This window comes from Paenibacillus sp. PL91 (assembly GCF_012935325.2).
Taxonomy (GTDB): Bacteria; Bacillota; Bacilli; order Paenibacillales; family Paenibacillaceae; genus Pristimantibacillus.
This window is the reverse complement of sequence record NZ_JABBYG020000001.1, coordinates 1,107,499-1,131,990: the sequence shown is the minus strand read 5'-3', so window position 1 is coordinate 1,131,990 and position 24,492 is coordinate 1,107,499. Positions and strand designations below refer to the sequence as shown.

General features: G+C 42.0%; 14 protein-coding genes. 12 read left to right on the top strand and 2 right to left on the bottom strand.

All coding sequences use genetic code 11. From position 1 onward, the window contains the following. The first annotated feature begins 356 nt into the window (after positions 1 to 356). The 11 genes from HI950_RS05145 to uppS all read left to right on the top strand — a co-directional run bounded on the left by HI950_RS05145 (position 357) and on the right by uppS (position 20,378). Complete coding sequence (locus HI950_RS05145; RefSeq protein ID WP_223285101.1) at positions 357 to 1,304, top strand: ABC transporter permease; 948 nt, start codon at positions 357 to 359, stop codon at positions 1,302 to 1,304. 119 nt (positions 1,305 to 1,423) lie between these two features. Then, positions 1,424 to 3,154 (top strand): extracellular solute-binding protein, encoded by a 1,731-nt coding sequence (locus HI950_RS05140; protein ID WP_169081289.1) that lies wholly within the window; start codon positions 1,424 to 1,426, stop codon positions 3,152 to 3,154. Positions 3,155 to 3,259: 105 nt separating this feature from the next. After that, positions 3,260 to 4,168, top strand: a complete 909-nt coding sequence (locus HI950_RS05135) for a carbohydrate ABC transporter permease (protein WP_187768028.1) — start codon at positions 3,260 to 3,262, stop codon at positions 4,166 to 4,168. Between the two features lie 28 nt (positions 4,169 to 4,196). After that, positions 4,197 to 5,087 (top strand): CehA/McbA family metallohydrolase, encoded by an 891-nt coding sequence (locus HI950_RS05130; protein WP_169081290.1) that lies wholly within the window; start codon positions 4,197 to 4,199, stop codon positions 5,085 to 5,087. 25 nt (positions 5,088 to 5,112) lie between these two features. Next, positions 5,113 to 6,006, top strand: a complete 894-nt coding sequence (locus tag HI950_RS05125; RefSeq protein WP_317618295.1) for a metallophosphoesterase family protein — start codon at positions 5,113 to 5,115, stop codon at positions 6,004 to 6,006. Positions 6,007 to 6,135: 129 nt separating this feature from the next. Further along, positions 6,136 to 7,146: a LacI family DNA-binding transcriptional regulator gene (locus HI950_RS05120; RefSeq protein WP_169081291.1), complete on the top strand. Its 1,011-nt coding sequence runs from the start codon at positions 6,136 to 6,138 to the stop codon at positions 7,144 to 7,146. Between the two features lie 52 nt (positions 7,147 to 7,198). Further along, positions 7,199 to 8,155 carry a carbohydrate kinase family protein gene (locus HI950_RS05115; RefSeq protein ID WP_169081292.1) on the top strand — a complete coding sequence of 319 codons (957 nt, stop codon included), beginning with the start codon at positions 7,199 to 7,201 and terminating at the stop codon, positions 8,153 to 8,155. A 323-nt stretch (positions 8,156 to 8,478) separates the two neighbouring features. Then, entirely contained in the window at positions 8,479 to 15,387 is a 6,909-nt protein-coding gene (locus HI950_RS05110; RefSeq protein WP_169081293.1) for a LamG-like jellyroll fold domain-containing protein, read from the top strand. A 118-nt stretch (positions 15,388 to 15,505) separates the two neighbouring features. After that, the gene (locus HI950_RS05105; protein ID WP_169081294.1) at positions 15,506 to 16,447 is read left to right on the top strand and encodes an aldo/keto reductase; all 942 of its coding nucleotides are present in this window, start codon (positions 15,506 to 15,508) and stop codon (positions 16,445 to 16,447) included. Positions 16,448 to 16,730: 283 nt separating this feature from the next. Then, complete coding sequence (ppsA, locus tag HI950_RS05100; RefSeq protein ID WP_169081295.1) at positions 16,731 to 19,325, top strand: phosphoenolpyruvate synthase; 2,595 nt, start codon at positions 16,731 to 16,733, stop codon at positions 19,323 to 19,325. Between the two features lie 315 nt (positions 19,326 to 19,640). Further along, positions 19,641 to 20,378 carry a polyprenyl diphosphate synthase gene (gene uppS / locus HI950_RS05095; protein ID WP_169081296.1) on the top strand — a complete coding sequence of 246 codons (738 nt, stop codon included), beginning with the start codon at positions 19,641 to 19,643 and terminating at the stop codon, positions 20,376 to 20,378. A 411-nt stretch (positions 20,379 to 20,789) separates the two neighbouring features. Here the strand turns inward: uppS and HI950_RS36630 are convergent, their stop codons facing one another. Both HI950_RS36630 and HI950_RS05085 read right to left on the bottom strand, forming a co-directional pair. Next, entirely contained in the window at positions 20,790 to 21,872 is a 1,083-nt protein-coding gene (locus tag HI950_RS36630) for a HupE/UreJ family protein (RefSeq protein WP_169081297.1), read from the bottom strand. Positions 21,873 to 21,968: 96 nt separating this feature from the next. Continuing rightward, on the bottom strand, positions 21,969 to 23,447 hold the full coding sequence (locus HI950_RS05085) for a CehA/McbA family metallohydrolase domain-containing protein (protein WP_223285100.1): 1,479 nt from the start codon (positions 23,445 to 23,447) through the stop codon (positions 21,969 to 21,971). 447 nt (positions 23,448 to 23,894) lie between these two features. On the opposite strand from HI950_RS05085, the gene HI950_RS05080 reads away from it, so the two are divergent. Continuing rightward, a complete protein-coding gene (locus HI950_RS05080) occupies positions 23,895 to 24,419 on the top strand; it encodes a GrpB family protein (protein WP_169081298.1) in 525 nt (174 codons plus the stop codon). The last annotated feature ends 73 nt before the right edge of the window (positions 24,420 to 24,492 follow it).

Sequence of the window (24,492 nt, the reverse complement as noted above, 5' to 3'; positions counted from 1 at the left end):
ATGTTTGGTATAATCTGCTTGTAGTAAGCGCTTACATAAACGGGGCGCATTTTATTTTCATCATCATGGTATCGCTTCCATAAAACTTAACATTCGACAATGTACACACATAGTTAATAGGGAAGAAGGTGAATTCTTTCGTAATCCTTGATCCGATTGTGAGAATGAATCTTAACAAAAAATTTACTTGTTGATAACAAATATTGATTTATTTAACAAAATTTTTTTAATATAATCCTTTTAGATACGAATTCATTATTCTGCTAAGTGGGTGATCAGTAAGAAATTATTTACTTAGAGATCTCTCTGTGGTATCGATACCAGAAAGTAATCAGAAAGAAGGTGATTTCCGTCTTATGAAGCAAATGAATGTACCTTTGAAGCGGAAAAAAAGTGGGATCGTTTTGTGGAAAAATATTTTGCATCATCGTTATTTGTACTTCATGTTACTGCCATGTGTTGCATTCTTTATTATTTTTTCTTATATTCCGATGGCCGGATTGCTTTCGGCCTTTAAGGAATACAAGTTCAACGAAGGCATTTTAGGAAGTCCTTGGGTTGGCTTCGATTATTTCAAACAGTTCTTTAATTCCTATCAAAGCGCAGAATTGATTAAAAACACACTTATCATTAGTTGCATGAAATTGTTTCTGTACTTGCCGTTTCCGATCGTTCTAGCACTTATGTTTAACGAAGTACGCTCGAAATGGTTCAAAGGCGTTTCCCAGAGTGTGCTGTACTTGCCGCATTTCCTCTCTTGGGTCGTAGTTATTGGATTAGTTCAACGGATACTCGCCCCCGATACTGGCTTGTTGAATCAAGTAATAGCAAATGCGGGCGGCGATGGGAGCACTTTCTTCATGATGGACCCGGATTACTTCTACCAGATCATGTTCGGAAGCCATTTGTGGAAGTCTATCGGTTGGGACTCCATCATATATATCGCAGCCATTTCAGGAGTTAATCCCGATATGTACGAAGCGGCCAAAATCGATGGAGCCGGTAAATTTCGGGAAGTTTGGAATATTACGCTGCCATCCATCACACCGACAATTGTAATCCTCTTCATATTATCTTTGGGCAGCATATTGTCCGCCGGATTCGACCAGATTTATCTGCTCAAAACACCGGGCAACGCCCCACTCTCCGATATTTTGGATACCTATATTATCCGCGTTGGCTTGCAAGGCGGACAGTACGGATACGCTACTGCTGTTGGCATGCTGCAAGGCATAATTGGATTAATCCTAGTTGTTTTCGCGAATAAGCTTTCCCGTAAAATTTCTGATACATCCTTATGGTAACTTGAATCTGATATCGTTACCATAATAGAAATACGTAAGGTTAGGATGACCATCCTTTCGATGGGAGACGTCTTCTGGCGTGTTTCATAAAACCATTTTTAGAAAAGGGGAAAAATCGCATGAGTAAGAAATGGGCAAAGTATTTTGTAATTCCGATGGTGGCAGCGATGCTGATCACAGGCTGCACTAATGGTAACAAGAACAATACCGAAACGAATGCTCCTGGCGGCACAGAAGAGGTTACACCTGGAACTGAAGGGAAACCAGCTACATGGATTGCTGACCGAAAGATTAAAGGTCTTGTATTCATGGGTACCGACGATTACACAGAAGATATGAACCCGGAAATCAAAGCGAAGATAAAGGAGCAGACGGGTATCGATTTTGAAATCGAAATCATGAAAGCCGAAAAATCCATTGATGGCTTAATTGCAGGTATCGCTGCAAACGACTTGCCGGATTTCGTTGCTTTCTACCTCAATAACAGCGGTAGACCGGAAATGCCGGTGGTCTTGAAAGCGGCACGCGAAGGTATGTTCACTGATCTGACTCCGCTTATGAAAGATACGAAAGTGTATAGCAAATATTTGCAAGATGACTACTTGCCGCTGGATACGAAATTCGGCGTTATGTTCCGTCCCGAGTTTAACGGCTCTTCTTACTTCGTTCATATGAATATCAATCGTCAAGGCGGTTATCTATCTAACAAATACGTAGGCGGTGCTTATATCCGTAAAGACATCGCTGAATCACTGGGGATTGACCCGCGCACAATCAAGACGTCTGATGAAGTGTATGAGCTGGCTAAAAAAATTAAAGCCGGTGACTTCAAGGACAACAATGGTAGTCCGGTTATCCCGATTGGCCCATCCTTTTGGGGCGGTAAAGATGTTTCAGCCGCTTTCAAGGATTTGCAGTGGGGTGAAGACGACCAACGCATCAAAAAATCGAAAGACGGTCAAATCCTTCATGAAGCAGAAACCGAATATCCTATGAAAAAAGTAGAGTACTTCCAAAAGCTGCTTAAAGAAAAGCTTATTCATCCCGAGTACTTTACAATCGATGAAAGCCGGGCAACGGAGGGCGCATTGAACGGCTCATGGGCGATTATCGGTGATGCCCACAACTATCAAGAATTTAACCAAGAGATGCATTACCTCCCGCTCGGGCCAATTAATAACGTAGACGGTCCATACCAAATGCAAGTCAGCTTTAAATCCGGTTACAGCGCATGGGCAATCCCAGCTACAACGAAAAACCCGCAAGATATCGTTAATTTCGCTGATTACTTAGCTAGCAAAGAAGGAAAACTTATCTGGAAATACGGCTTGGAGGGCCGCGATTACACGCTCGGTGCAGACGGCTTTCCAATCGTGAAACAAGAAGTGATGGATCTGAAAGAAAAAGACCCGAACGAAGCGAAAAAGCTCGGCTTTCAAGGCGTCGGCAACTCATGGGGCGATTTACTAGGCGGTACCGACACCGATAACTTGGCTGATTTCGGGGAAATGCAATACGGCGACAAATTGAAAAAAGAAGAAAATAACGGTGCTCTAAAACTAATCGAATATTGGAACTTTGAGGAAAAGTACAAAAATGCGAAGATCGTTGACAGCTATGTACCTACCGCGTTCCTCGGCGAATTTGACAGAGCTGCAGAACTGAAAGCGGCTTTGGACGCTTACAACGAAACATTGATCCGCGCTTATTACGGCAAAAGTCTTGAAGATGCTAAGAAAATGCTGGACAGCAATTTGAAACAATTGAAATCAGCTGGATTGGACGACTATTTGAAGCTTCTCGCAGAAAAAGATGCCGATCCGAAAACAGACGTAAACCTAAACGATTAGGCAGCTAGGTTTAATATTTGGGAGCTAGAAATAAATGGCAGATGGCTGGGCGATTTTATCCGCAGCTGGGTAAAAACGCCCTTCCTTCAAAGGAGGAGGGAGAAAGTGGGAAACGAATTTTATAAGCTCAGCGTCGGCGAAAGAATATTTAGAATCGTCAACTATTTACTTCTTATCGCGCTGTGTTTATCGATCATTCTACCTTTTTTTAATATTTTTGCGCTTGCTTTTAATCCCGGCAAAGACGCGGAAAGAGGCGGTATTTACTTCTGGCCGAGGATTTGGTCCTTGGAAAACTTCCGTAAGGCGTTTGAAACGTCCAACATTACAACTGCTTTTGGTATTTCAGTCTTTCGAACGGTCGTAGGTACGATCACAAGCGTTTTTCTGACTGCGGCAGCAGCTTATGCGTTAAAGAGCAAAACGTTGCCTGGCGGGAAGTATATCATGATGATCATTTTCTTCACAATGTTGTTTGGAGGGGGAATTATTCCCTATTACATGCTGCTTAAGTCGATTCATTTGACGAATAATATTTGGGTTTATGTCATTCCAAGCTTATATAGCGTATGGAACATAATCATTATGCGAACTTTTTTTCAACAAATTCATCCGAGTTTGGAAGAATCGGCACGAATCGATGGGTATAACGACTTTTCTATCTTCTTGCGTGTTATTATGCCGCTCAGTCGGCCAGTTGTAGCAGTCATTGCCTTGTTTAACGCTGTTAGTCATTGGAACGATTGGTTTACCGGTGCATTTTACGTTCGTAAATCTTCATTACGTCCACTCTCTACGCTGCTGCAAGAAATGCTGATGAGTGCGGAAGCGATGCGGGATACGCTCAATCAAGCTGCCGGACTTAGATACGATATGCTCGAAAAAATGCAGGTTACAGGAAACTCCCTTAAAATGGCAACGATTATTATAGTTGTCACTCCGATTATTCTTATTTATCCTTTCGTGCAAAGGTATTTTGCCAAGGGGATTATGATCGGTTCAATAAAAGAGTAAATCAGCCTAGGAAAGGATGGGAACAAAGGTGAAAATATTGAATCCTTACGTTGGGACTGGGTCTTGGTTAAAAGGAAGCTTTCATAACCATACGACGAACAGTGATGGTTGGTTTCCGCTCGAAACAGTTTACAAAATGTATGGTGGATATGATTTTCTAGGTATTTCGGATCATGATAAAATTACGAAACATGAAGGTGAAAGGCAGATTCCGACTGTTTTCGAAGCCATAGAAGTCAGCAGTCGGCAAACGCATATGTTACTAGTGAAACCGCCGCATGTGATGATGGAAAACTACAGCAATGAGTTTACGATTGAAAATTATCAGCGTTTTGTGGATCTAACTGAGGCGAACGGCGGATTTGCAGTTCTCGTGCATCCAAATCGGTATTTTTCTAATTTTTGGGAATTGGAAGATATGCTTAAAATGAAACGTTATCTTGGGGTTGAAGTCTATAACGGGGACGGTAATCCAGAGTACGATATTGCGTTCGACAAATGGGATGCTCTTTTATCCGCCGGGCGTAAAGTGTGGGGGTTCGGGAATGACGACTCACACTTATATGGGCAAGAAAAGCGTGCTTGGAACGTGGTCAGAGCTAAACAGAATACGAATGAGGCCATAGTTGATGCGATTAAAGAAGGCAACTTTTATGTATCAACGGGGTATGGGTTTGACGCGATAAGAGTGGAAGGCAACACGGTTGTTGCTGATCTTCGATCTAATGATTTGCTTGATAAAATGTACAAATACGTCACGTTCTTCGGCAAAGACGGACAGGTGCTGAAAGAAATGACCGGGCGAATCAAGCAAGCGGTGTATGAGTGCAAAGGCGACGAAAAGTATGTCCGTATAGCCGTTTATTTGGAAGGCGGATATTCCGCGTTTTCTCAGCCATTATATGTTGAAAATGAATAGAGTTTTAGGGAGAGGAGGAGTTAAGGTGGAGTATAACAAGTTAAGATTCCGATCAGATGGGACCTTTACGATCATTCAATTTACCGATATGCACATCAAAGATGGAATTGAACCTGAAAAGGATGCTCAGACGTTAGCGCTTATGCAGCAAATAATTGCTTCGCAAAAGCCGGATTTGATCGTCCTTACTGGTGATGTAATATCTAGCTATGATGTGGAGGATCAAGAAGGAACATTCCGCCGCGCGATTGCTGGCGTTGCCGAGTCAGCGATTCCGTTTGCTGTTATTTATGGTAATCACGATTCAGAGAAAGGCATTACGCGTCAACGATTGAATGAAATTTTAAACGATTATGCTAATAACTTATCTGAGGACGGTCCTGAGGATATACATGGAGTAGGTAATTATGTGCTTACCGTTTCAGGTACTATGAGTGAAGAGGATGCGGCTGTTCTGTATTTTTTTGATTCGGGAGAATCAGCACCGGAGTCCGTTGGCGGATACGAATGGATACATTCGGATCAGGTTCATTGGTACTGCAAGGAATCGAGTCAACTTGCTCAGAAAAATGGCAGCCTATTGCCTGGGCTTGCATTTTTCCATATCCCAATACCAGAATATGAGCAAGTCTGGCGGGAAGGCACGAGTATAGGCAACAAAGGCGAGGAAGTTTGCTGTCCCAAGTTGAATAGCGGTTTATTCACGGCGATGCTGGAGCAGGGAGATGTCATGGGGACCTTTGCTGGACATGATCATGATAATGATTACGAAGGCGTACTTCATGGGATTCGATTATGTTATGGACGTGTTACAGGGTACAACACTTATGGGGAATTGGAACGGGGAGCAAGAATCATCACTTTATTTGAAGGAAAGCGAGAGTTCGATACTTGGATAAAAGCAGCGAAATCGTTTTAAGCTTACTAAGCGTAGTTACTTGGTCGAATAATTGTGAAGAAGGAATCATGGGAAAGTTTGTCGAAGTCGAAGTATATCTTATATAATCCTTATAAATAAAAGAATATACTTCTACGAAGGGTGAATAATGTGCAACCAAAAATCAAAGATGTGGCTCGAGTAGCGGGAGTTTCAGTTACGACCGTATCCAGAGTGCTAAATGGCGAGAGGTATGTGAAAGACGATCTCAAAGAAAAGGTGAATCAAGCCATCGATCAATTGGGATACGCTCCGAGTCAAATCGCCCGAAGCTTGGTGCGAAATAAAACGAATCTCATTGGGGTAATTGTGCCAGATCTTACCTCAAGCTTCTATTCGACTATTTTAAGCAGCATTGAAGAAGCCGCTAGCTCTAATGATTATAACCTTTTAGTATGCAATATCATCGAGGATACAGATAAAGAACTCAAGTATATCAATGTATTTCAGGAAATGCGGGTAGAAGGCATCATTATCATGCATGAAAAAATCAATGAGGAAATCAGTGCTCTCATTCATAAGATGAATATTCCTATTATTTTTTCTAGCGTCAAACCGATGGACCAAGATTTCACTTCTGTAATTATTGATGACTACAAAGCGGCTTACGATGCTACGAAATATTTGATTGAACTTGGTCATGAGGAAATAGGGTTTATCGGCGGAGACATGCGCGATATTACATCGGGGCAAAACCGTTATAGCGGATACAAAGATGCATTGTCGGATCATTCCATTAAATTGATCAATGAAAATATCCGGTTCGGTGATTATAAAGTGAAAAGTGGCTATGAGCAAATGAAAGATATGCTTCGCAATAAGCGGACGCCTACGGCTGTTTTTGCCGTAAGTGATGATATGGCTGTCGGAGCGATGAACTGTATCTGGGATCATAACCTTAGAGTGCCGGAGGACATTTCAATTATAGGTTTTGACGGAAGTCAACTGACAGAGCTTGCACGTCCGAGGTTGACCTCGATGGAGCAGCCTATACATGACATGGGTAAAGTGACAATGGCAGCGCTGCTTAAACAAATTATTAATAAGGAAACACGAACTGAGGATATCATCATGGATCATAAACTAGTTGTCCGTGAAAGCTGTTCGAGACGAGATTCATAAAGGTTAGACAGAACATTATCGCATAATGGAATTAAATGGAGATGATGCGCCATTGGGAAATTACGATGTTATTGTGATTGGAGACGCGAATATCGATTTAGTTGTTGAGGGTTGCAATGAACTGCCGGCACCTGGACAAGAGGTATTCGTTCAAAATATGACCATACACATCGGAGGAGGGGCAGCTTTGTTTAGTCTGGCGACAGCCAAACTAGGTTTAAAGGTTGCCTTTAACGGGGTACTGGGAGATGACGTATTTGGTCAGCTTATAAAGGATCAATTTTCTCAATATGGAATCGATACCAGCTTTATTAAAAAGAGCAGCAGCAATACCGGCATTTCTATAGCGGTTAACCCGGAAAATGATCGTTCCTTTATTACTTATGCAGGTTCAAACGCCGAGCTTAGCTTGCAGCAGTTAGACATGAATAGCGTTTTATTAGGTCGTCACGTTCATTTAACTTGTTATAAGGGAAGCCGAAATCATGCTGAATTTTTGGAAACAGTAAGAAAGCTGAAAGCACTCAACGTTACGACCTCTATTGATATGGGGTGGGATGACACCGGGGAATGGTATCCGGGTATTTTTGAATTAATGAAGGATATCGACGTCTTCTTTATGAACGAAACCGAAGCGATTCACTATACTGGTTGTGCGACGGTAGAGGAAAGCCTTAAAGTTCTTGCCAAACACAGCAATCATGTCGTGATCAAATTGGGTTCGAAAGGTGCGGTGATTTCGGTAGATGGGCAGCAGTCGTATCGTTCGAGCTTCTCCATCCGAGTCGTCGACACGACTGGAGCAGGTGATTCTTTTAACGCAGGGTACATTTACGGATATTTGGCTGGCAAAAATCCAGAGCAATGCTTGATTTATGGAAACGCTTGCGGCGCTCTGTCAGTTAGTGAATACGGCGGTAATACCGGTACGACAAACATACAGATGCTAGAAAAATTTATCGCTGATCGAACTGGTGAAACAAACGAAACCTTGGAAACCAAACTATGAATCTAAAAAACGGATAATCGTTGGATCGTTCGGTTAAATGAAACGAAGGAAAGACGACCTCGGTACATAATAAACAAAGTCAGAAAAGCAGGAGGTCCCTCTCCGATCTTCGACGGAATCAAACGTGCAAGGCAAAATGGCTATCGGAGCGACAGGCTTCGGCGCGAGGATGCTGGCCTCGTATATGATGTCGAGTAGGATAGGATGGGGCCCTCCTTTTTGATGACTTTGTAAACGCTATCATGATTATTTATTGCAAAATTAATAAATGGATTGGGGTTGTATCTGAATTTATTATAAAAATTTATTTAGGAGGTACATTTATGTTGAGCAAGAGAAATAAGAGATTGGTCAGCTTGTTTCTGGTCGTGAGTTTGTGGATTAGCTGTATTTATATAGGTATTCCTAATACGATTGCTTATGCTGACGAAGGCAGTCAGACTATTACGGCAGATGGATTAGTAGGTGAATGGAAATTTGACGAAGTGTCAACGGGTGGCATAACACCGGACACTTTTTTGAGGAATAATGCTATACTTTCCGGCGCTGCATTAGGAAGCGGCAAGGTAGGTAAAGCATTATTGTTAAATGGTTATGATAATTACGCCACGGTACCGAATCAGAATTTGATAAATACAGGGAGCGATTTTACGATAAGCCTGCTTCTTAATTTCAATTCGCTCTATACGAATCGAAACGTTGTCATTGTTCAGCAGCAGGGTGAAGGCGGAGAAACGCTGTTGTCGCGCAGACCCGATGGCAGATTGCAATCCTCTCTTGGCGGAACAACGACAATCGGAGAAACATTAATTGAACCTAAGAAGTGGTACCATGTTTCCCTCAGCAGAGAGGGTGATCAGGTTAAGCTTTATGTCAATGGTGCGCTCGAAAAGGTTACGGACGATACGTTATTAGTATCGAATATTGGTGAATTTCGGATTGGGGCAGATCGGGAAGCAGGAGTGACGAATGCATGGCCGGGGTATATAGACGAATTGAAAATCTATGATAAGGCTCTGACGGATGAAGAAATGAAGCTGGTTCCGGGTTTTAGCTGGCCTACTATTTCATTAAAGGGCAATTCAGAAATGAATTTATCTTTGAACGATGCCTATGTGGAAAGCGGAGCAACGGCGTCCGATTCATCGAACATAGACATTACGGGCAGTATTCAAATGACTGGTCAAGTCGATACGAGCAAAGGCGGTATATATAAAATAAAATATACAGTCCCAAACGATGAAGGAGATACGGTTTCCAAAGTGCGGACTGTAACGGTTTTACCGCCCAAAACGTTATCTCGCGCTAGCCGGGTATTGATTGACAAAGGACTGCAAATGCAAACGTGGATGACGACGGAGGATACGGGTAGAAAATATGCTACTGCAGATGAATGGAAAGGAAGTAATTTCACTACAGCTACTTATTACGAATTTCCAGGCTACAACGAAACGTTCCATGCAAACGTACCTGAAGCTGGGTGGTCATACGTGAAAGGGTCAGCCGGATTTTGGGGAGCCTTGAAAGGCCCTGAAGAAAAAGATAAAGACGGTTTTCTGACTGAACCGCAAATGAAAAATTTAAATAATCTCATTACGATATCATTTGGTGATGAAGAACTTTATAGCCAGGACATGCTGAAAATATTTACCGATTGGTTCAAATTGAGCCACGACCTTTATCCGAATGTACTTGCACACAGCAACCAACAATCGCGTCAGTGGCAAAGGGACGATTATGAAACCTATATTCGTACGGCTGAGCCGGATCTGCTCACTTTCGATGATTATTTATTCACGACGACAGGCTCTGACAATAATCATTTTACAACCATTGTAAATAACATCAATGATCAAAGAACGATTGCACTGAAGGGCTATGACGGAACCGGGCAAAGCCCGATCGCTTTTGGGCAATATTTGCTTGGCTTTAAGACTGGAGTAAATTCAGGAGACACGGGTTCATATATCATATCCGAATCTCAAATTTATGGCGTTCCGTTCGCTACGCTGACGCTGGGCGGCAAATGGCTCAGCATGTTCCGTTGGGAGTATGACAGCAACTCGTTCTTGTTGTTCGACAAGGATGGCAAGCCAACTGAACAATATCATCAATACGCCGAAATGGCCCGACAAATTAAAAATCTTGGACCGCATCTTGTGCGGTTAAATAGCACGGACGCCTCTATTGTACCTGGGCAACATATGGATGAAAACGGAAAAATATCAAAAAACTTGACACCGAGAGAAACTCCAGTGTTCGATAAAAATACCCAGTTGAAGCACCCCTATTTAAGGAGTATAGCTGCGAAAAATACTAGCGTAGTTGCAGGTGACACTAGTGGGAAAGAAAAGCTTAATGGCGACGTTTTGCTCGGCTTCTTTGAGCCGTTACCGGATACGAAAGACTTTTTCAAATCGGATGATATGGAATATTTTATGGTAATGAACGGATTGACCTTAGGCAACGGAAAGCCGGCAGCGGAACAGCATGGTAAGGGGACGGAGACAGAACAAACGATTACCGTACAATTAAATCTAGCGAAATACAGTACGGAGGCTATTAAGAAAGTAAGTAGACTTACAGGGCAATTAGAACCCGTAACATTGAAGCCAATTGGAGGAAACGTTTATGAGCTGGAAGTCGTGCTTAACGGCGGAACTGCTGATTTATTCCAATTGGACAAAACAAAAGTCAATGCAAATTACATTGCTGTGGATTCGTTAAGTCTTCCTGCGACGTTCGGTATGAATGCGGGAGAGTCAACAGACATAGACGCTGTTGTATCGCCTGTAAATGCAACAGAGAAAAATGTTGAGTGGTATTCTTCGAATTCACAGGTTGCAACAGTAGACAGTGACGGTAAAGTGAATGCTTTAGCCAGAGGGAAAGCAGTGATTACGGCCATTACTGTCGATGGAAACAAGAAGGCAACGGTTGAGATCACGGTCTCTAGTACCACTGTTCCTGTAACTGGAATTACGGTTTCCCCATCAATTGCAAAGCTCTACACGGGAGATACGATGAAATTGACGGCAGTGATCTCACCGGACAATGCAACAAACAAAGCATATGATTGGTTCAGCAGTGACGTGAATGTAGCAACTGTAGATCAAAATGGGATCGTCATTGCCAAGGCTCCGGGCTCGGTCGATATTACAGTAAAAACGTCAGACGGGCTTTTTCAAGCCAAAAGTACGATAACGGTGTTGAAGGCGATTAGCGATGCGTCATTGTCAGCGTTAATCGTAAATGAAGGAAGAACAAACATTTCTTTTGATAGTGAGGTTTTAAATTATACGACTACGATCGATTCAAAGGTAGATACAATTACGCTTCGGCCACGGCTGAAAAACAATGGTACGATTAAAGTAAACGATACATCTGTAAAAAGCGGACAGCTGATTACTGCGGAAATACCGATGGGGAACAGCAAGATCGTTATCGCTACCACAGCGGCGGATGGATCTACCACTAAGAACTATACGCTAACGGTAAAAAGGAATAAAAATGTAGCGCTTGAAGCAACAGTTGCAAGAGCGACGTATTTGGATCATGGACATGATTACAGCAGCAACGATTACGATAACACAAGTGATCATTCGCCGCTAAAGTATATTGACGGGAATGTTGAAACTTATTTCCAAAGCGCAGCGATTACTGCACTTAACCCAAAGGGGGAGTTTAGTCCTTCACATCGCATTATGCTCCAATGGGACGATAATAATGTTCAAGATTTCAACAAGCTTGTCCTAGTCGTCAATAATGCACAGCAGCAAGGATTGACTGTCATGGATACTCAGACGACGGTAGACGGTATCAACTGGGAAGAGCTTAATAAAAGTGCATATAAACCAACTTGGCAAACAGACAGTCCGGACATTTACGAGAGGATAACGATTGATCTGCCGAACTACAAAGAATATTACGGTAAAGACGGAAAAGAATACAAAGGGTTAAAAGGCATCTATTTACTGCTCTGGGCAGCCAATTTAAATGCAGATCGCAAATATGCCATCAACGAATTCGAACTGTATAATGAGCAGGATGCGACAGAGCCAGTTAAACTGACTGTAAGCGGTGAGCCTGAGCACCCTGATGATTCTTTAGTCGCTGACTGGGTATTCTCAGAAGAAAATGTCCAGTCTGGCACATCCATCGCAGCGGGCAATTTGGTTATTAAAGATAGAAGTGGTCATAACAATGATCTTATAATGGCCGAGGCTAAAAATCCGATAGACAAAAGGCTGTCTTTTACTGCCGACGGTGCTCTTGATTTTACTAATGCGAAAGATGAAGGACACTATTTAACTACAGTAAACGATGCCCCAATCAATACTGAAACTTTCAAAAATGGCTTTACTATTGAAGCGGAATTTAAGCTTGGCTCTAGCATTAATAACTGGATGGGTATATTGACCCGCCGAGGGAATAACACATTTGCTCCTGGCGAACAGGAGCCGCTATCCACTCTTTCTATTTCAAGTATTCGGGAGGTTCAGTGGGCGAGTACGCAAGGGAACTCGAGCTCGAACGAGATCCAATCGAACTGGTCGAACTCACTTTCCTATATTAAAGCATGGGCGAAGTCTGATGACTACACGCATGTTGCGGTTGTGAATGATGGCTCGAAGACGCGTTTATTCCTGAATGGTGTAGAATCCATCCGCAATCCTCTAACTGACGAAATCATTAATGGGATCATGGCCGAAGAGGGCATGGGATGGAATGTCGGAGCTTATGAATGGGATAGAGCACCAGACAGCCTCTTTTTAGGGAAAATCAGACATATTCGGGTAACGAGTAAAGCTCTGGAAAAGGACCAATTTTTTAAAACGGAATTCAATTACAAAGTAGACTATGGGACGAACGATGACCTGCCGATGTTTGCGCCCGATACGTATACGTTTGCTATCATCCCAGATCCACAATATGTGGTGCAATCAAAACCGGAAATTCTTGAGAAGCAACTACAGTTCCTTGCAGACAATTATCAAAGCAAGAACATTGCCATGACGGTGAATGTTGGTGACACGACCCAAAGCAGCGCGGCAAAAGAATGGGCTTCCGCCGATAAAGCATTTAAGATTTTGGATAATGCCAAAGTTCCATACATCGTTACGCGTGGTAACCATGATACGAACGGTACCGGTTATATAGACACCATGGGTCCCAAAAGGTTTGCAGAGACGGAGCACTTCAAGGGAGCTTCTCCTTCCGGTTTAAGTACTTATTCGATCATTAATGCCGGCAGCTACAAGTATATGTTCCTTGCGGTAGACTCAGTAGGGAACAATTCAAGCAACACGACTGAAAGAAACTGGGCAAAAACGGTGCTTAATGAGAACCCGAAAATTCCAACAGTCATTTTCTCGCATAATATTATGACTATCGACGGAAACGGTCAAGTGAGTGAAGGCGGTCAGGGCAGCTTATTTTGGAGCAATCTTGTCGAAAAGTATGATCAAGTATTCATGATGGTAGGCGGTCATATTAGCGGTGCTGGTCTGAATGTGAAGAAGAATTACAATGGAAAAGAAGTTTTGCAGGTATTAACCGATTATCAATCAGATATCGCTGGTGGAAACGGTTGGACATCTTTCTTTGAATTTGATGAAAAGTCGAAGGAAATTCATGTTAAGACGTTCTCGCCGTATGTTGACAGTATTCCGGTAGGGGAGCGCTCATACCTTGACACGAAGTTCCTAATTGGTCCTGGAGACATGTACGACATTCCATTCGATTTCAGCAGCAGATTTGGTTTTGCGAAAAAAGATATCATTGATGTAAGCAATCCAACAACCATATCCGTATCGAATGGTACGCCATTTAACTCGATTGGTTTACCTTCAACGGTCAAAGTGAAGTTAGTGGACGAGAAAGAGCAGGATGTTTCCGTTACTTGGCAGCAGGGTGATTACAATGCAGCGATTCCCGGTGCATATACCGTTATAGGTATGTTAAACCTTACGGACGATATTTCCAATACCACTAATAAGACTGCAAAAATTATCGTAACAGTAGCAGCATCGGGAGCAGTCATTCCGGATATGACAAACGGCAGCGGTTCAATTAAATTGAATGTGCCGAGCGTTGATGCTGGAACAGGTGAAGGAAAGGCAGTGTTAGCAGAGCGAGACTGGAACAAAGCGCTCAGTACATCTGTAGCCGATCATAACGGTGTGAAAACCGTTAAAGTCGAGGTACCGAAGGCGGATAAAGCAAAAGCGTATGTCGTTGAGCTTCCGAAAGCTTCGCTTAATTCTGATCAAGCTATTCATATGATTGAGGTTACGACTGAATTTGGAACAATAACTGTACCTGCCAATATGCTAAACGGACAGGATTTGTCCGGAGCGAAGACAGTCGCGCTAGTTATTGCCAATGTAGATCAAACATCTCTTGATCCGGCCTTACAGCAACAGATTGGAGAAAGGCCAGTAATTGAAGTTGATGTTTATATCGATGGAGCTAAGGTTGCTTGGAATAATCCACAGGCTAGAGTGAAGATTTCTGTGCCTTATCAGGCGTCTGATGCCGAATTAGCTGATCCGGAGCATATTGTTGTAGGTTATATTGACATCTCCGGCAAAGCGACTATTGTATCTAACGGCAAATATATTTCGGCTGCAGGAATGGTAACCTTTACGACGACTCATTTCAGCAAATACGCTGTTATGTTTGTCCATAAGACATTCAATGACCTCGAGAATGTGAAATGGGCTAAAAAGCAAATTGAGGTGCTGGCGTCCAAAGGAGTTGTCAATGGCACATCTGTTACTAAGTACAATCCATCAGCTTCAATAACGAGGGCAGACTTTATCGTACTTCTCATGAAGACGCTTGAATTGACTGCTCCTATAGAAACTGGATTTTCCGATGTGAATTTATCGGCCTATTACTATAATGAAGTAACGATGGCCAAGAAGCTTGGAATTACTAAAGGCAGCGGGGACAATAAGTTTAATCCACTGCAACAGATTACAAGACAAGATGCGTTCGAGCTTCTGCATAATGCAATGAAGGTTGCGGGTAAAAATTTGAATGATGGAACCTCAGCTGACCTGGATCGTTTTATCGACAAAACAGAGGTTGCCAATTATGCTGCCAAAAGCTTAGCGGTTATGGTCAAAAATGGAATCGTCCAAGGAAATGGGAATTCTATTCTCCCGCTAGCGCCATTAACTAGAGCGGAATCGGCGGTAATCTTGTATAACGTGATCAACAAGTAATTAAGATAGAAGCGCCGCTCGGGTTGAACTGAGCGGTCTTTTCTATTAACTATTTTGAAAATGCTGCGAGTATTTCAAAAGGAAGCTTAGAATAACTGCATAATTGAGGAGTGATTATATGAAAACGATGATGATTCAAGGTGTGAACAAGGCGATGTCCCGACTGATTATGGGTACGGGAGATCTTAGAGTATTAGATGAAGCGAAACGGTTGATGCTCGATGCCTACATTGAAGCTGGCGGCAATGTGTTTGATACTGCCCATCAGTACAGAGGAAAAGAGCAAATTCTAGGACAATGGCTAGCTGAGAAGAAGATAAGGGAAAAGGTAGTTATTATGACTAAAGGCGCTCATCATGATGACGGCAGTCCAGGACCAAGGGTGAACCCTCAAGCCATTCGGAAGGATCTGGCAGAGAGCCTGGAGAGGCTGGGCACAGATTATATTGATCTCTACGCTCTTCATAGAGATGATCCGAGCGTAGAGGTCGGACCGATTATCGAGGAGCTGAATGAGCAGCTTGAGAGCAAGCGTATTCGCGCAATCGGCTCTTCAAACTGGTCCTATCAGCGAATTCAGGAAGCAAATGAATACGCGGCGGCACATCAATTAGTAGGTTTTACTTTTAGCAGTACGAACCTGAGTCTTGCCAAGGCAAGAGAACCAAGATGGGAGGGCTGCGTTTCGGCTGACGAGGATACCTGCGATTGGCACGAGCGCAATCAACTGACACTACTGTCATGGTCTTCTCAGGCCGGCGGATTTTTCTCGGGCAATTTTTCACCAGACAATCTCTCAGATGCGGAAATGGTAAGAGTGTATTACAGCGATGAAAACTGGGAGAGGTACCGGCGCACAGTGAAGTTGGCGGAGCAGAAACAGGTATCACCGATACAAATTTCATTATCTTATGTTTTTCATCAACCCTTCCCGACATGCGCGATCATCGGACCGCGCAATCCGGATGAGCTTCATGACTCGGTACTGGCTATGAATCTTCCACTAACCACAGCTGAAGTCGAGTGGCTTGATTTGAAAAAGGAGGAGATAGCAGAATGATTAGACATTATTCATCAATTAGCGGCTCAGCCGCTGGGGTACTATGCAGTGACGAATTCGGTTCGAACCATGGTTTTTGATGTAGATGGCGGGAAATCAAAAAAGAACCTGTGTAGTTCTATCAGGTTCTTTAATATTGCATATAAACAGACACGATGATATAATCAGATTACGCTTCGGAAATCTACATGGACATAACTATTTCAATTTACACTCTAAGTGTACCATGCCGGTAAACTCTTGTCAAATGTTTTCTCAATTTAATGGTTAGGAGAGATTTTGAATGAGTTCTTTGGTTCTCGGTTTTCAGGAAATGGAAAAAATGCAGCTTTTGCTCGTTGGCGGAAAAGGGTTAAATTTAGGGGAATTATCAAAAATTGAAGGAATACAAGTACCAGAAGGATTTTGTGTCACAACAGTGGGATATCAAAAAGCCATTGAACAAAACGAAACGTATCATGCTTTGTTGGATCGACTAACAATGCTAAAAGTAGAAGATCGAGATCAAATTGGTGAAATCAGCGGGAAGATTCGACAAATCATTATGGAAGTAGAAATTCCTTCCGATGTTGTGAAAGCAGTTACTCACTATCTATCCCAGTTTGGTGATGAACATGCTTATGCAGTGCGTTCTAGTGCGACTGCTGAAGATTTACCACATGCCTCTTTTGCTGGTCAACAAGACACCTATTTAAATATCATCGGCAAAGAAGCAATCATGCAGCATATCAGCAAATGTTGGGCTTCCCTATTTACGGATCGCGCGGTAATCTACCGTATGCATAATGGATTTGACCACAGTCAAGTTTATTTATCCGTTATCGTTCAAAGGATGGTTTTCCCACAGGCTTCAGGGATTCTATTTACCGCTGATCCGATTACTTCTAACCGAAAGATGCTATCAATCGATGCCAGTTTTGGACTTGGAGAAGCACTGGTCTCTGGCTTGGTATCTGCCGATTGTTATAAAGTACAGGAAGAGGAAATCGTCGATAAGATGATAGCAACCAAAAAATTGGCTATCTATGGACTAAAGGATGGCGGAACAGTGACCAAGCAGATCGATCCCGATCAGCAAAAGACTCAAACACTTACTGAACAACAAATTTTACAACTAGCACGCACAGGAAGACAGATCGAAGCTTATTTTGGTTACCCACAAGATATCGAATGGTGTTTGGTTGAAGATACATTTTATATTGTCCAGAGTCGGCCAATCACTACTTTATACCCGATCCCTGAAGCGAATGATGAAGAAAATCACGTTTACGTATCTGTCGGTCATCAACAAATGATGACTGATCCCATGAAACCACTGGGATTGTCTTTTTACCTGTTAATTACTCCTGCACCTATGCGTAAAGCCGGTGGGAGGTTGTTTGTTGATGTTGCACCTAGGCTGGCTACACCTTTCGGCCGGGAAACTTTATTAAATACTCTGGGATCCGATCCGCTCATAAAAGGCGCACTCGTGACCATAATAGAGCGAGATTTTATAAAATTGTTACCCAATGATCAAACAGCACCGATTCCCAACAGAAGTAATACAGATATGCTGACACAATTCGAGAACGATCCGACAATCGTTTCTGAATTAATTAAGCGTAGTCAAACATCGATAGAAGAGTTAAAACAAAACATCCAAGCGAAATCGGGATCGGATTTGTTTGATTTTATTCTGGAAGATATCCAGCAATTAAAGAAGATCTTATTTGACCCACAAAGTTCGGCTGTGTTTATGGCTGCTATAAATGCTACATATTGGATCAATGAAAACATGAACGAGTGGTTAGGCGAAAAAAACGCAGCAGATACGCTTTCTCAATCTGTATCCAACAATATTACATCGGAAATGGGTCTGGCGCTATTGGATGTCGCGGATGCGATTCGCCCTTATCCAGAAGTGATTGATTATTTGCAGCATGCAAAAGAAGATAACTTTCTGGATGAACTGGTTAAGTTTGATGGAGGACAGGAAACCCAAGACGCTATCTATGATTATCTCAGCAAATACGGAATGCGATGTACCGGAGAAATCGATATTACTAAAACTCGTTGGAGCGAAAAACCGACTACACTTGTCCCCATGATTCTTAGTAATATCAAAAACTTTGAGCCTAATGCCAGCAATCGGAAATTTGAGCAAGGGCGACAGGAAGCTTTGAAAAAAGAACAAGAGTTATTAGATCGATTGAAGCAATTACCGGATGGTGAACAAAAAGCCAAAGAAACAAAACGAATGATCGACCTAATCCGGAATTTCATCGGTTATCGGGAATATCCAAAATACGGCATGGTTAATCGCTACTTCGTTTATAAGCAGGCTTTACTGAAAGAAGCCGAACAACTCGTTCAAGCTGGCGTTATCCATGAAAAAGAAGATATATACTATCTCACTTTTGAAGAACTTCACGAAGTCGTACGCACAAATAAACTAGATTACCAGATCATCAGCAAACGAAAAGACGAGTACAAATTATATGAAAAACTAACTCCACCACGTGTTATCACGTCTGATGGTGAAATCATTGTAGGTGAGTACAAACGAGAAAATCTCCCAGCCGAAGCTATTGTAGGTCTACCTGTTTCTTCCGGAGTTATAGAGGGACGGGCACGTGTCATCTTAAACATGGAAGATGCTGATCTAGACGATGGAGATATATTAGTGACCTCCTTTACTGACCCTAGCTGGACACCATTGTTTGTATCCATAAAAGGCCTAGTCACCGAAGTTGGTGGACTGATGACCCATGGAGCAGTTATCGCTCGTGAATATGGCTTACCAGCAGTTGTCGGAGTGGAGAATGCTACCAAACTGATAAAAGATGGGCAACGAATTCGCGTGCATGGAACAGAAGGGTATATCGAAATATTGTAATGGCTGAATACGTCAAGTAATAGCCTTTCTCATAATGGACGGCATTAAATGCAACCTGTCATGGATAAAAGTTTTGATTGCTTCAGGGGATGTAGGATTCTCTAAACCCAAATCCATATGAACATTTATCATAAATTTCAACTCAATAAAGATACGGTAAAATTTTGATACGCTAACGGGGAACTATAGCTTAACATTCACCAGAACGAGGCTGCCGGCATGAAACGGCAGCCTCGTTGAGCAAACGGGCAGATTAGTTCCAATCATGGTAATATAAGGGTGGTTACTTGTACTGTGGAGTGGAGGGGCGAGAAAATGGAGTGGTTTGGTCTGAATCGAACTAAAGCTAATCTCAAACGAAAGATTGATTGGAGTAGCCGTCTTCCAAAACATATCGCAATTATGATGGATGGGAACGGTCGGTGGGCGAAACGCAGAGGATTTCCGAGGTCTGCTGGCCACTATGCCGGAATGCAAACAATGAGGCAAACTATAAGCATGTGTAACGATAACGGAATAGAATCTCTAACGTTATACGCTTTTTCTACGGAAAATTGGAAGAGACCTAAAGATGAAGTGGATTATATCATTAGTTTAGTGAACGAGTTTGTTCAAGACACAAACGTTCGTGAGTTAAATAAAAACAATATCAAAGTTTTTTTCATTGGAGATATCTCTAAATTTCCGGAAGAAACTCAGGAAGCCATGTGTAAAGTCGTAGATCAGACTGAAGAAAACACTGGATTAAAGGTATATTTCGCAATGAATTATGGAGGGAAGAGCGATATAATTCAATCTGTAATATCGATACTGAAAACCAAAAAAGGGGAAGAAATTACAGAGGAAGAGTTTGAACAGTTCCTCTATACAGTACAGAACCCTAACCCTGACTTGCTGATTCGAACAAGTGGCGAGAAACGGTTGAGCAATTTCTTGCTTTGGCAGTCGGCACATACTGAACTTTGGTTCACTGATGAAATGTGGCCTGATTTCAATGAGCTGCTTCTTTATCAGTCCATTTTAGATTTTCAAATCCGAAAGAAGAGGGCCTAGCCACTATAGAAACGGGTAACGATACTTGAATAACACATTGATGAGCAGGCGCTGCGGTGGCCTGCTCATTTTATTGAGCTAACGGACAGGATAGTAGGGATAGTTCCATTATGACAATGGGATGAAAGAATCCAAAGACAAGTCTAGAAATAAGGCTCGGGTCTTATTCAAGACTAATTTTGACCCTTTACTAAAATCCATCGGTATTTACATCGACACAGATAGAAATAAAATTGTTGGCTACGACATTAGGATGTAAGTACAATCGATAGGACAGACGGAATTCAACTAACGTGAACCCGATCAACTTCTGCTGCTATTGGATTTATCATTGCGAAAGAAAATAAAATAATAAAAGCCTTACTGATAACACATCAGAAGGCTTTAAAATTCAGATAATCTTCTTGTTAATTAAAATGCTCTTTGAACAAACCATACGAAACCAAAGAGTAACACTACAACCGATACACTGGGCATGAACCACTTATTTGCGCTAACCCAGCGTTTACTTATGAAGAGAAGCAGTGGAAAAACCAAAGACACGATAAGGATCTGCCCAATTTCAATACCCAAGTTAAAAAACAAGAGAGATGCAGCAAGATGGCTTCCACCTAAATTTAGTTCTGACAAGATTCCTGCAAACCCAAAACCATGAATTAATCCAAAAGCAAAGGCAATCCAGGGAGCATGTTTGGATTCGGGATGAAAAATGTTTTTGAGTGCGACATAGATTATGCTTAACGCGATTGCTGATTCAATAAGCTTTCCTGGCAATTGAACGATATTTAATGTTGCTAGGGCAAGCGTGATGCTGTGGGCAACCGTAAATGACGTGACTAAGTAAAAGATATGACGGATTGTTTTGGCTCCAATGAGTAAACTGATAACGAATAAGATATGATCATAACCAGTGAAGATATGTTCTAAACCTAACGAAAGAAACTGTTTCGCTTGGGTAATAAAGCTCATCTCTCCAAGATTCAATTCTCTGACTTCATAGGTAAAAATAAATTCCTGTTGTTTCTCGTTTAATTGAACCTTTGCCATGTTCGCATGACTCGGATCACTGTCTTCAAAAAACGCGTTGTAATCAACAATCAAATTTTCAGGTTTTTCACTAACGGAGTAGGAAAGCATGATATCAGTAAACGGTCGATCATTTACCTGTGTCACAATGGCTTGATTAATTATTCCTTCAACGGGATGACTATCTGCATAAACCAGAATATGAGTGTCCAAATATTGTTGGATTTGAACCGTGTTTTGAGTGATGATTTTATTTAATTCTTCAAGATTTTCAATTTTCTGTTCATCCACCTCGAATCCAATGGCATGGCTTAACTCAATGATATCGAGCTGGAGGCGATAGTTGATCTTCTGGTCTTGAACTTCTATCGTAGAATAGCCCTCACTGTTACTGCTGTGTGCGCTCACAACAGGTGCCACGATTACGAGAACAAGGCTTAGTATTAGGAATAACCATTTAAACTTCACTTCTATGACACATCCTTTTTGTTCGTTCAAAATGGTAAGACGAGGAGCCTATTGATCTAATGACTCCTCGTCCACAACCATTACAGTGATTTATTCTTATTTCACACTCATGAAGATAGGGTTGGAATAGAACCAAAGGTCAGTCCATGGGTTTTCACCTTTAGGGTCAAGACTTGGTTCAAGTTCACTGGTATTCGTTCCGCGAACTCGAATGTAGCTATCCTTGTCCACATTTTTTAATTTATACGTGATTGTAATATACTCGCCATTTTGCTTCCAATCGCCATTCTCGAACCTGGCTACGACTTTCGTAGTCGGGTTTACGGCCGTGGAACGGTCTTCCACTTTACCTGTTACGTCACCAACGATAAGATCCACGCGATTGACTTTCGGATTATCTCCATGACTATTCTTGGCGTTCGGGTCTTTGAATGTGATAGTAACCGAAACATCGCTTTTTCCGCTCTTCTTGATATCTAATGTTTCGCCGATGCTCGCGCTTTTGCCGTTAGATTTCACATCAAAATCCAATTCATTGATTAGATCTCCAGTTGATACAAACACGTGTCCATTTCTCAATCCGTCCAAGATATCCGCATGAGTATTCTCTGCCTTCACATAGGTTTTAGAATATTCTCCTGGCCAGAAGTCGCTGCCACCATCACGCCAGTTGACATGAGAATCCGAAGTGGATGTGACCCACCAATGCCTTCCTTCACCCAACATGGAATCCCAAAGACCGCCCACTTTAGCGCTCATTTGATCAAAACCGCCCATGGTTGCGAAGTTACCATATCCGCCACGACTGCCATTTGGATCGATGGAGCCGTCTGAATTGATCGCACCAGCCTGGTGACCAGGTGCTCCCTCCATACCAACGGATACATTTGGTGCTGCATCGTTCCAGTTTCGGAACTCTTGCGGTGTATCCTGGCCCCAAACGCTTGCTCCACTGGCTGAGCGTGCAGGGTGGTTCGCAAAAAGAACTGGAGGCTCAGCTAAATTTTTCATGTAGTTTAAGGCATCGATCATATTGGATTCCGTATCCCGATTCGGATCAGAAGGAAAAGGATCACGTTTATTAAATTTACTTTCGATATCATAAAGCGTTTGTGATTCTTGATCATTCTTCGGAATGATTAATGAACTGTGATCAGCTTGTGGAGTATCAAATTCCATACCATAGAATAAAGTCAGGCCTGGAACAGCTTCACGGGCTTTGAGGACTTCGGGATAAGCTTGCTCTAAATTTACTTTCGAATGGTTCGGGCCGCCGTGATCAGTGGAGACCATCCAATCCAATCCGTATGACTCTGCCATTTGAGCATTTTTAGTTATCGGATAAATGGCATCTCCGCCTTTGATAGGGGTTGGCGGATTCGTAGCATTGTTCCATCCGACACTCCATTCACTATGAACATGATGATCGCCTGCGAGCCAAGAAATGTTCTTGTTAATCGATTTTGCTTCCACAGTTGGTGTCTTGAAGCCATTGTTAAAACCTTGCGTAGTTAATGCTGCTGTGGCTAGAACAGTCACTGCCAACATTGGCAATGCCTTACGTTTCAATTTCAAAATCTCTCAACTCCTCTTGTTTTCTATGTTCGGTTTCTATTATAACTACGGTTTGTTATCTTAAGTCATTCGATATGTTGTATTATTGTAATCTTCGTAAAGGAAGTAAGGTATGAAATCTTCTTTGGCTTTTGCATATCTTTATAACGGTTTTTGTAGAGATGAACTGCTGGGCGTTAAGCTAACGGGCAGTTTGCGTTAATGATGACTGACTTCAAACAGTGATGGATATAACATGAAATCAAGGTTATTAAGGATATTTGAAAACGTGGGAGAGAATCAGGACAGGAAATGGAAATTGGAACAGTTACTTAACAAACAGAAGTTAAAATAAAAAGTAGAATATGGCGTATTTTTTGACCAATGTGTTATTGCTTTAGGAGAAGGAATTACCATATAGTAGGAAGAGGATGCAATGCCTAACAGGTCGCAAAGGAGATTAATTAGATGAATGTTTTGGTTACAGAATACAATGTAAATTGGAAACAAAAGTTTAACGAGGAGTCTCGAAAAATAAAGGATATTTTTGGTAATGAGTTAATTGATATTTATCACATAGGGAGCACGTCTGTTCCAGGGTTAAAAGCCAAACCAGTCATTGATATTATGCCAGTAGCAAAAGATATCAAAAAAATCGATTCTTTTAATGAACAAATGACAGATCAGGGATACGAATGTATGGGTGAGTTTGGCATGAAAGGAAGAAGATATTTTCGGAAGGGCGGGAATAATCGCACGCATCAAGTGCATGTATTTCAAGAGGATAATAAGGAAGATATTACTCGCCATTTAGCGGTAAGGAATTACCTTCGAACGCATTCTGATGTAGCAAATGTATATGGAGATTTAAAAGAAAGTCTCTCTAAACGGTTTCCCAGGGACATTGAAGCTTATATGAATGGTAAAGATGCGTTTGTTAAAGAACTAGAAAGAAATGCTCTAAACTGGTACTACACAATATCGAAGCCATGAAATATGTTCAAGCTTCACTAAAATTAATTTACCGGAGAACGTTATATAATTCGTTTTTTCTCACTTGGAAAAC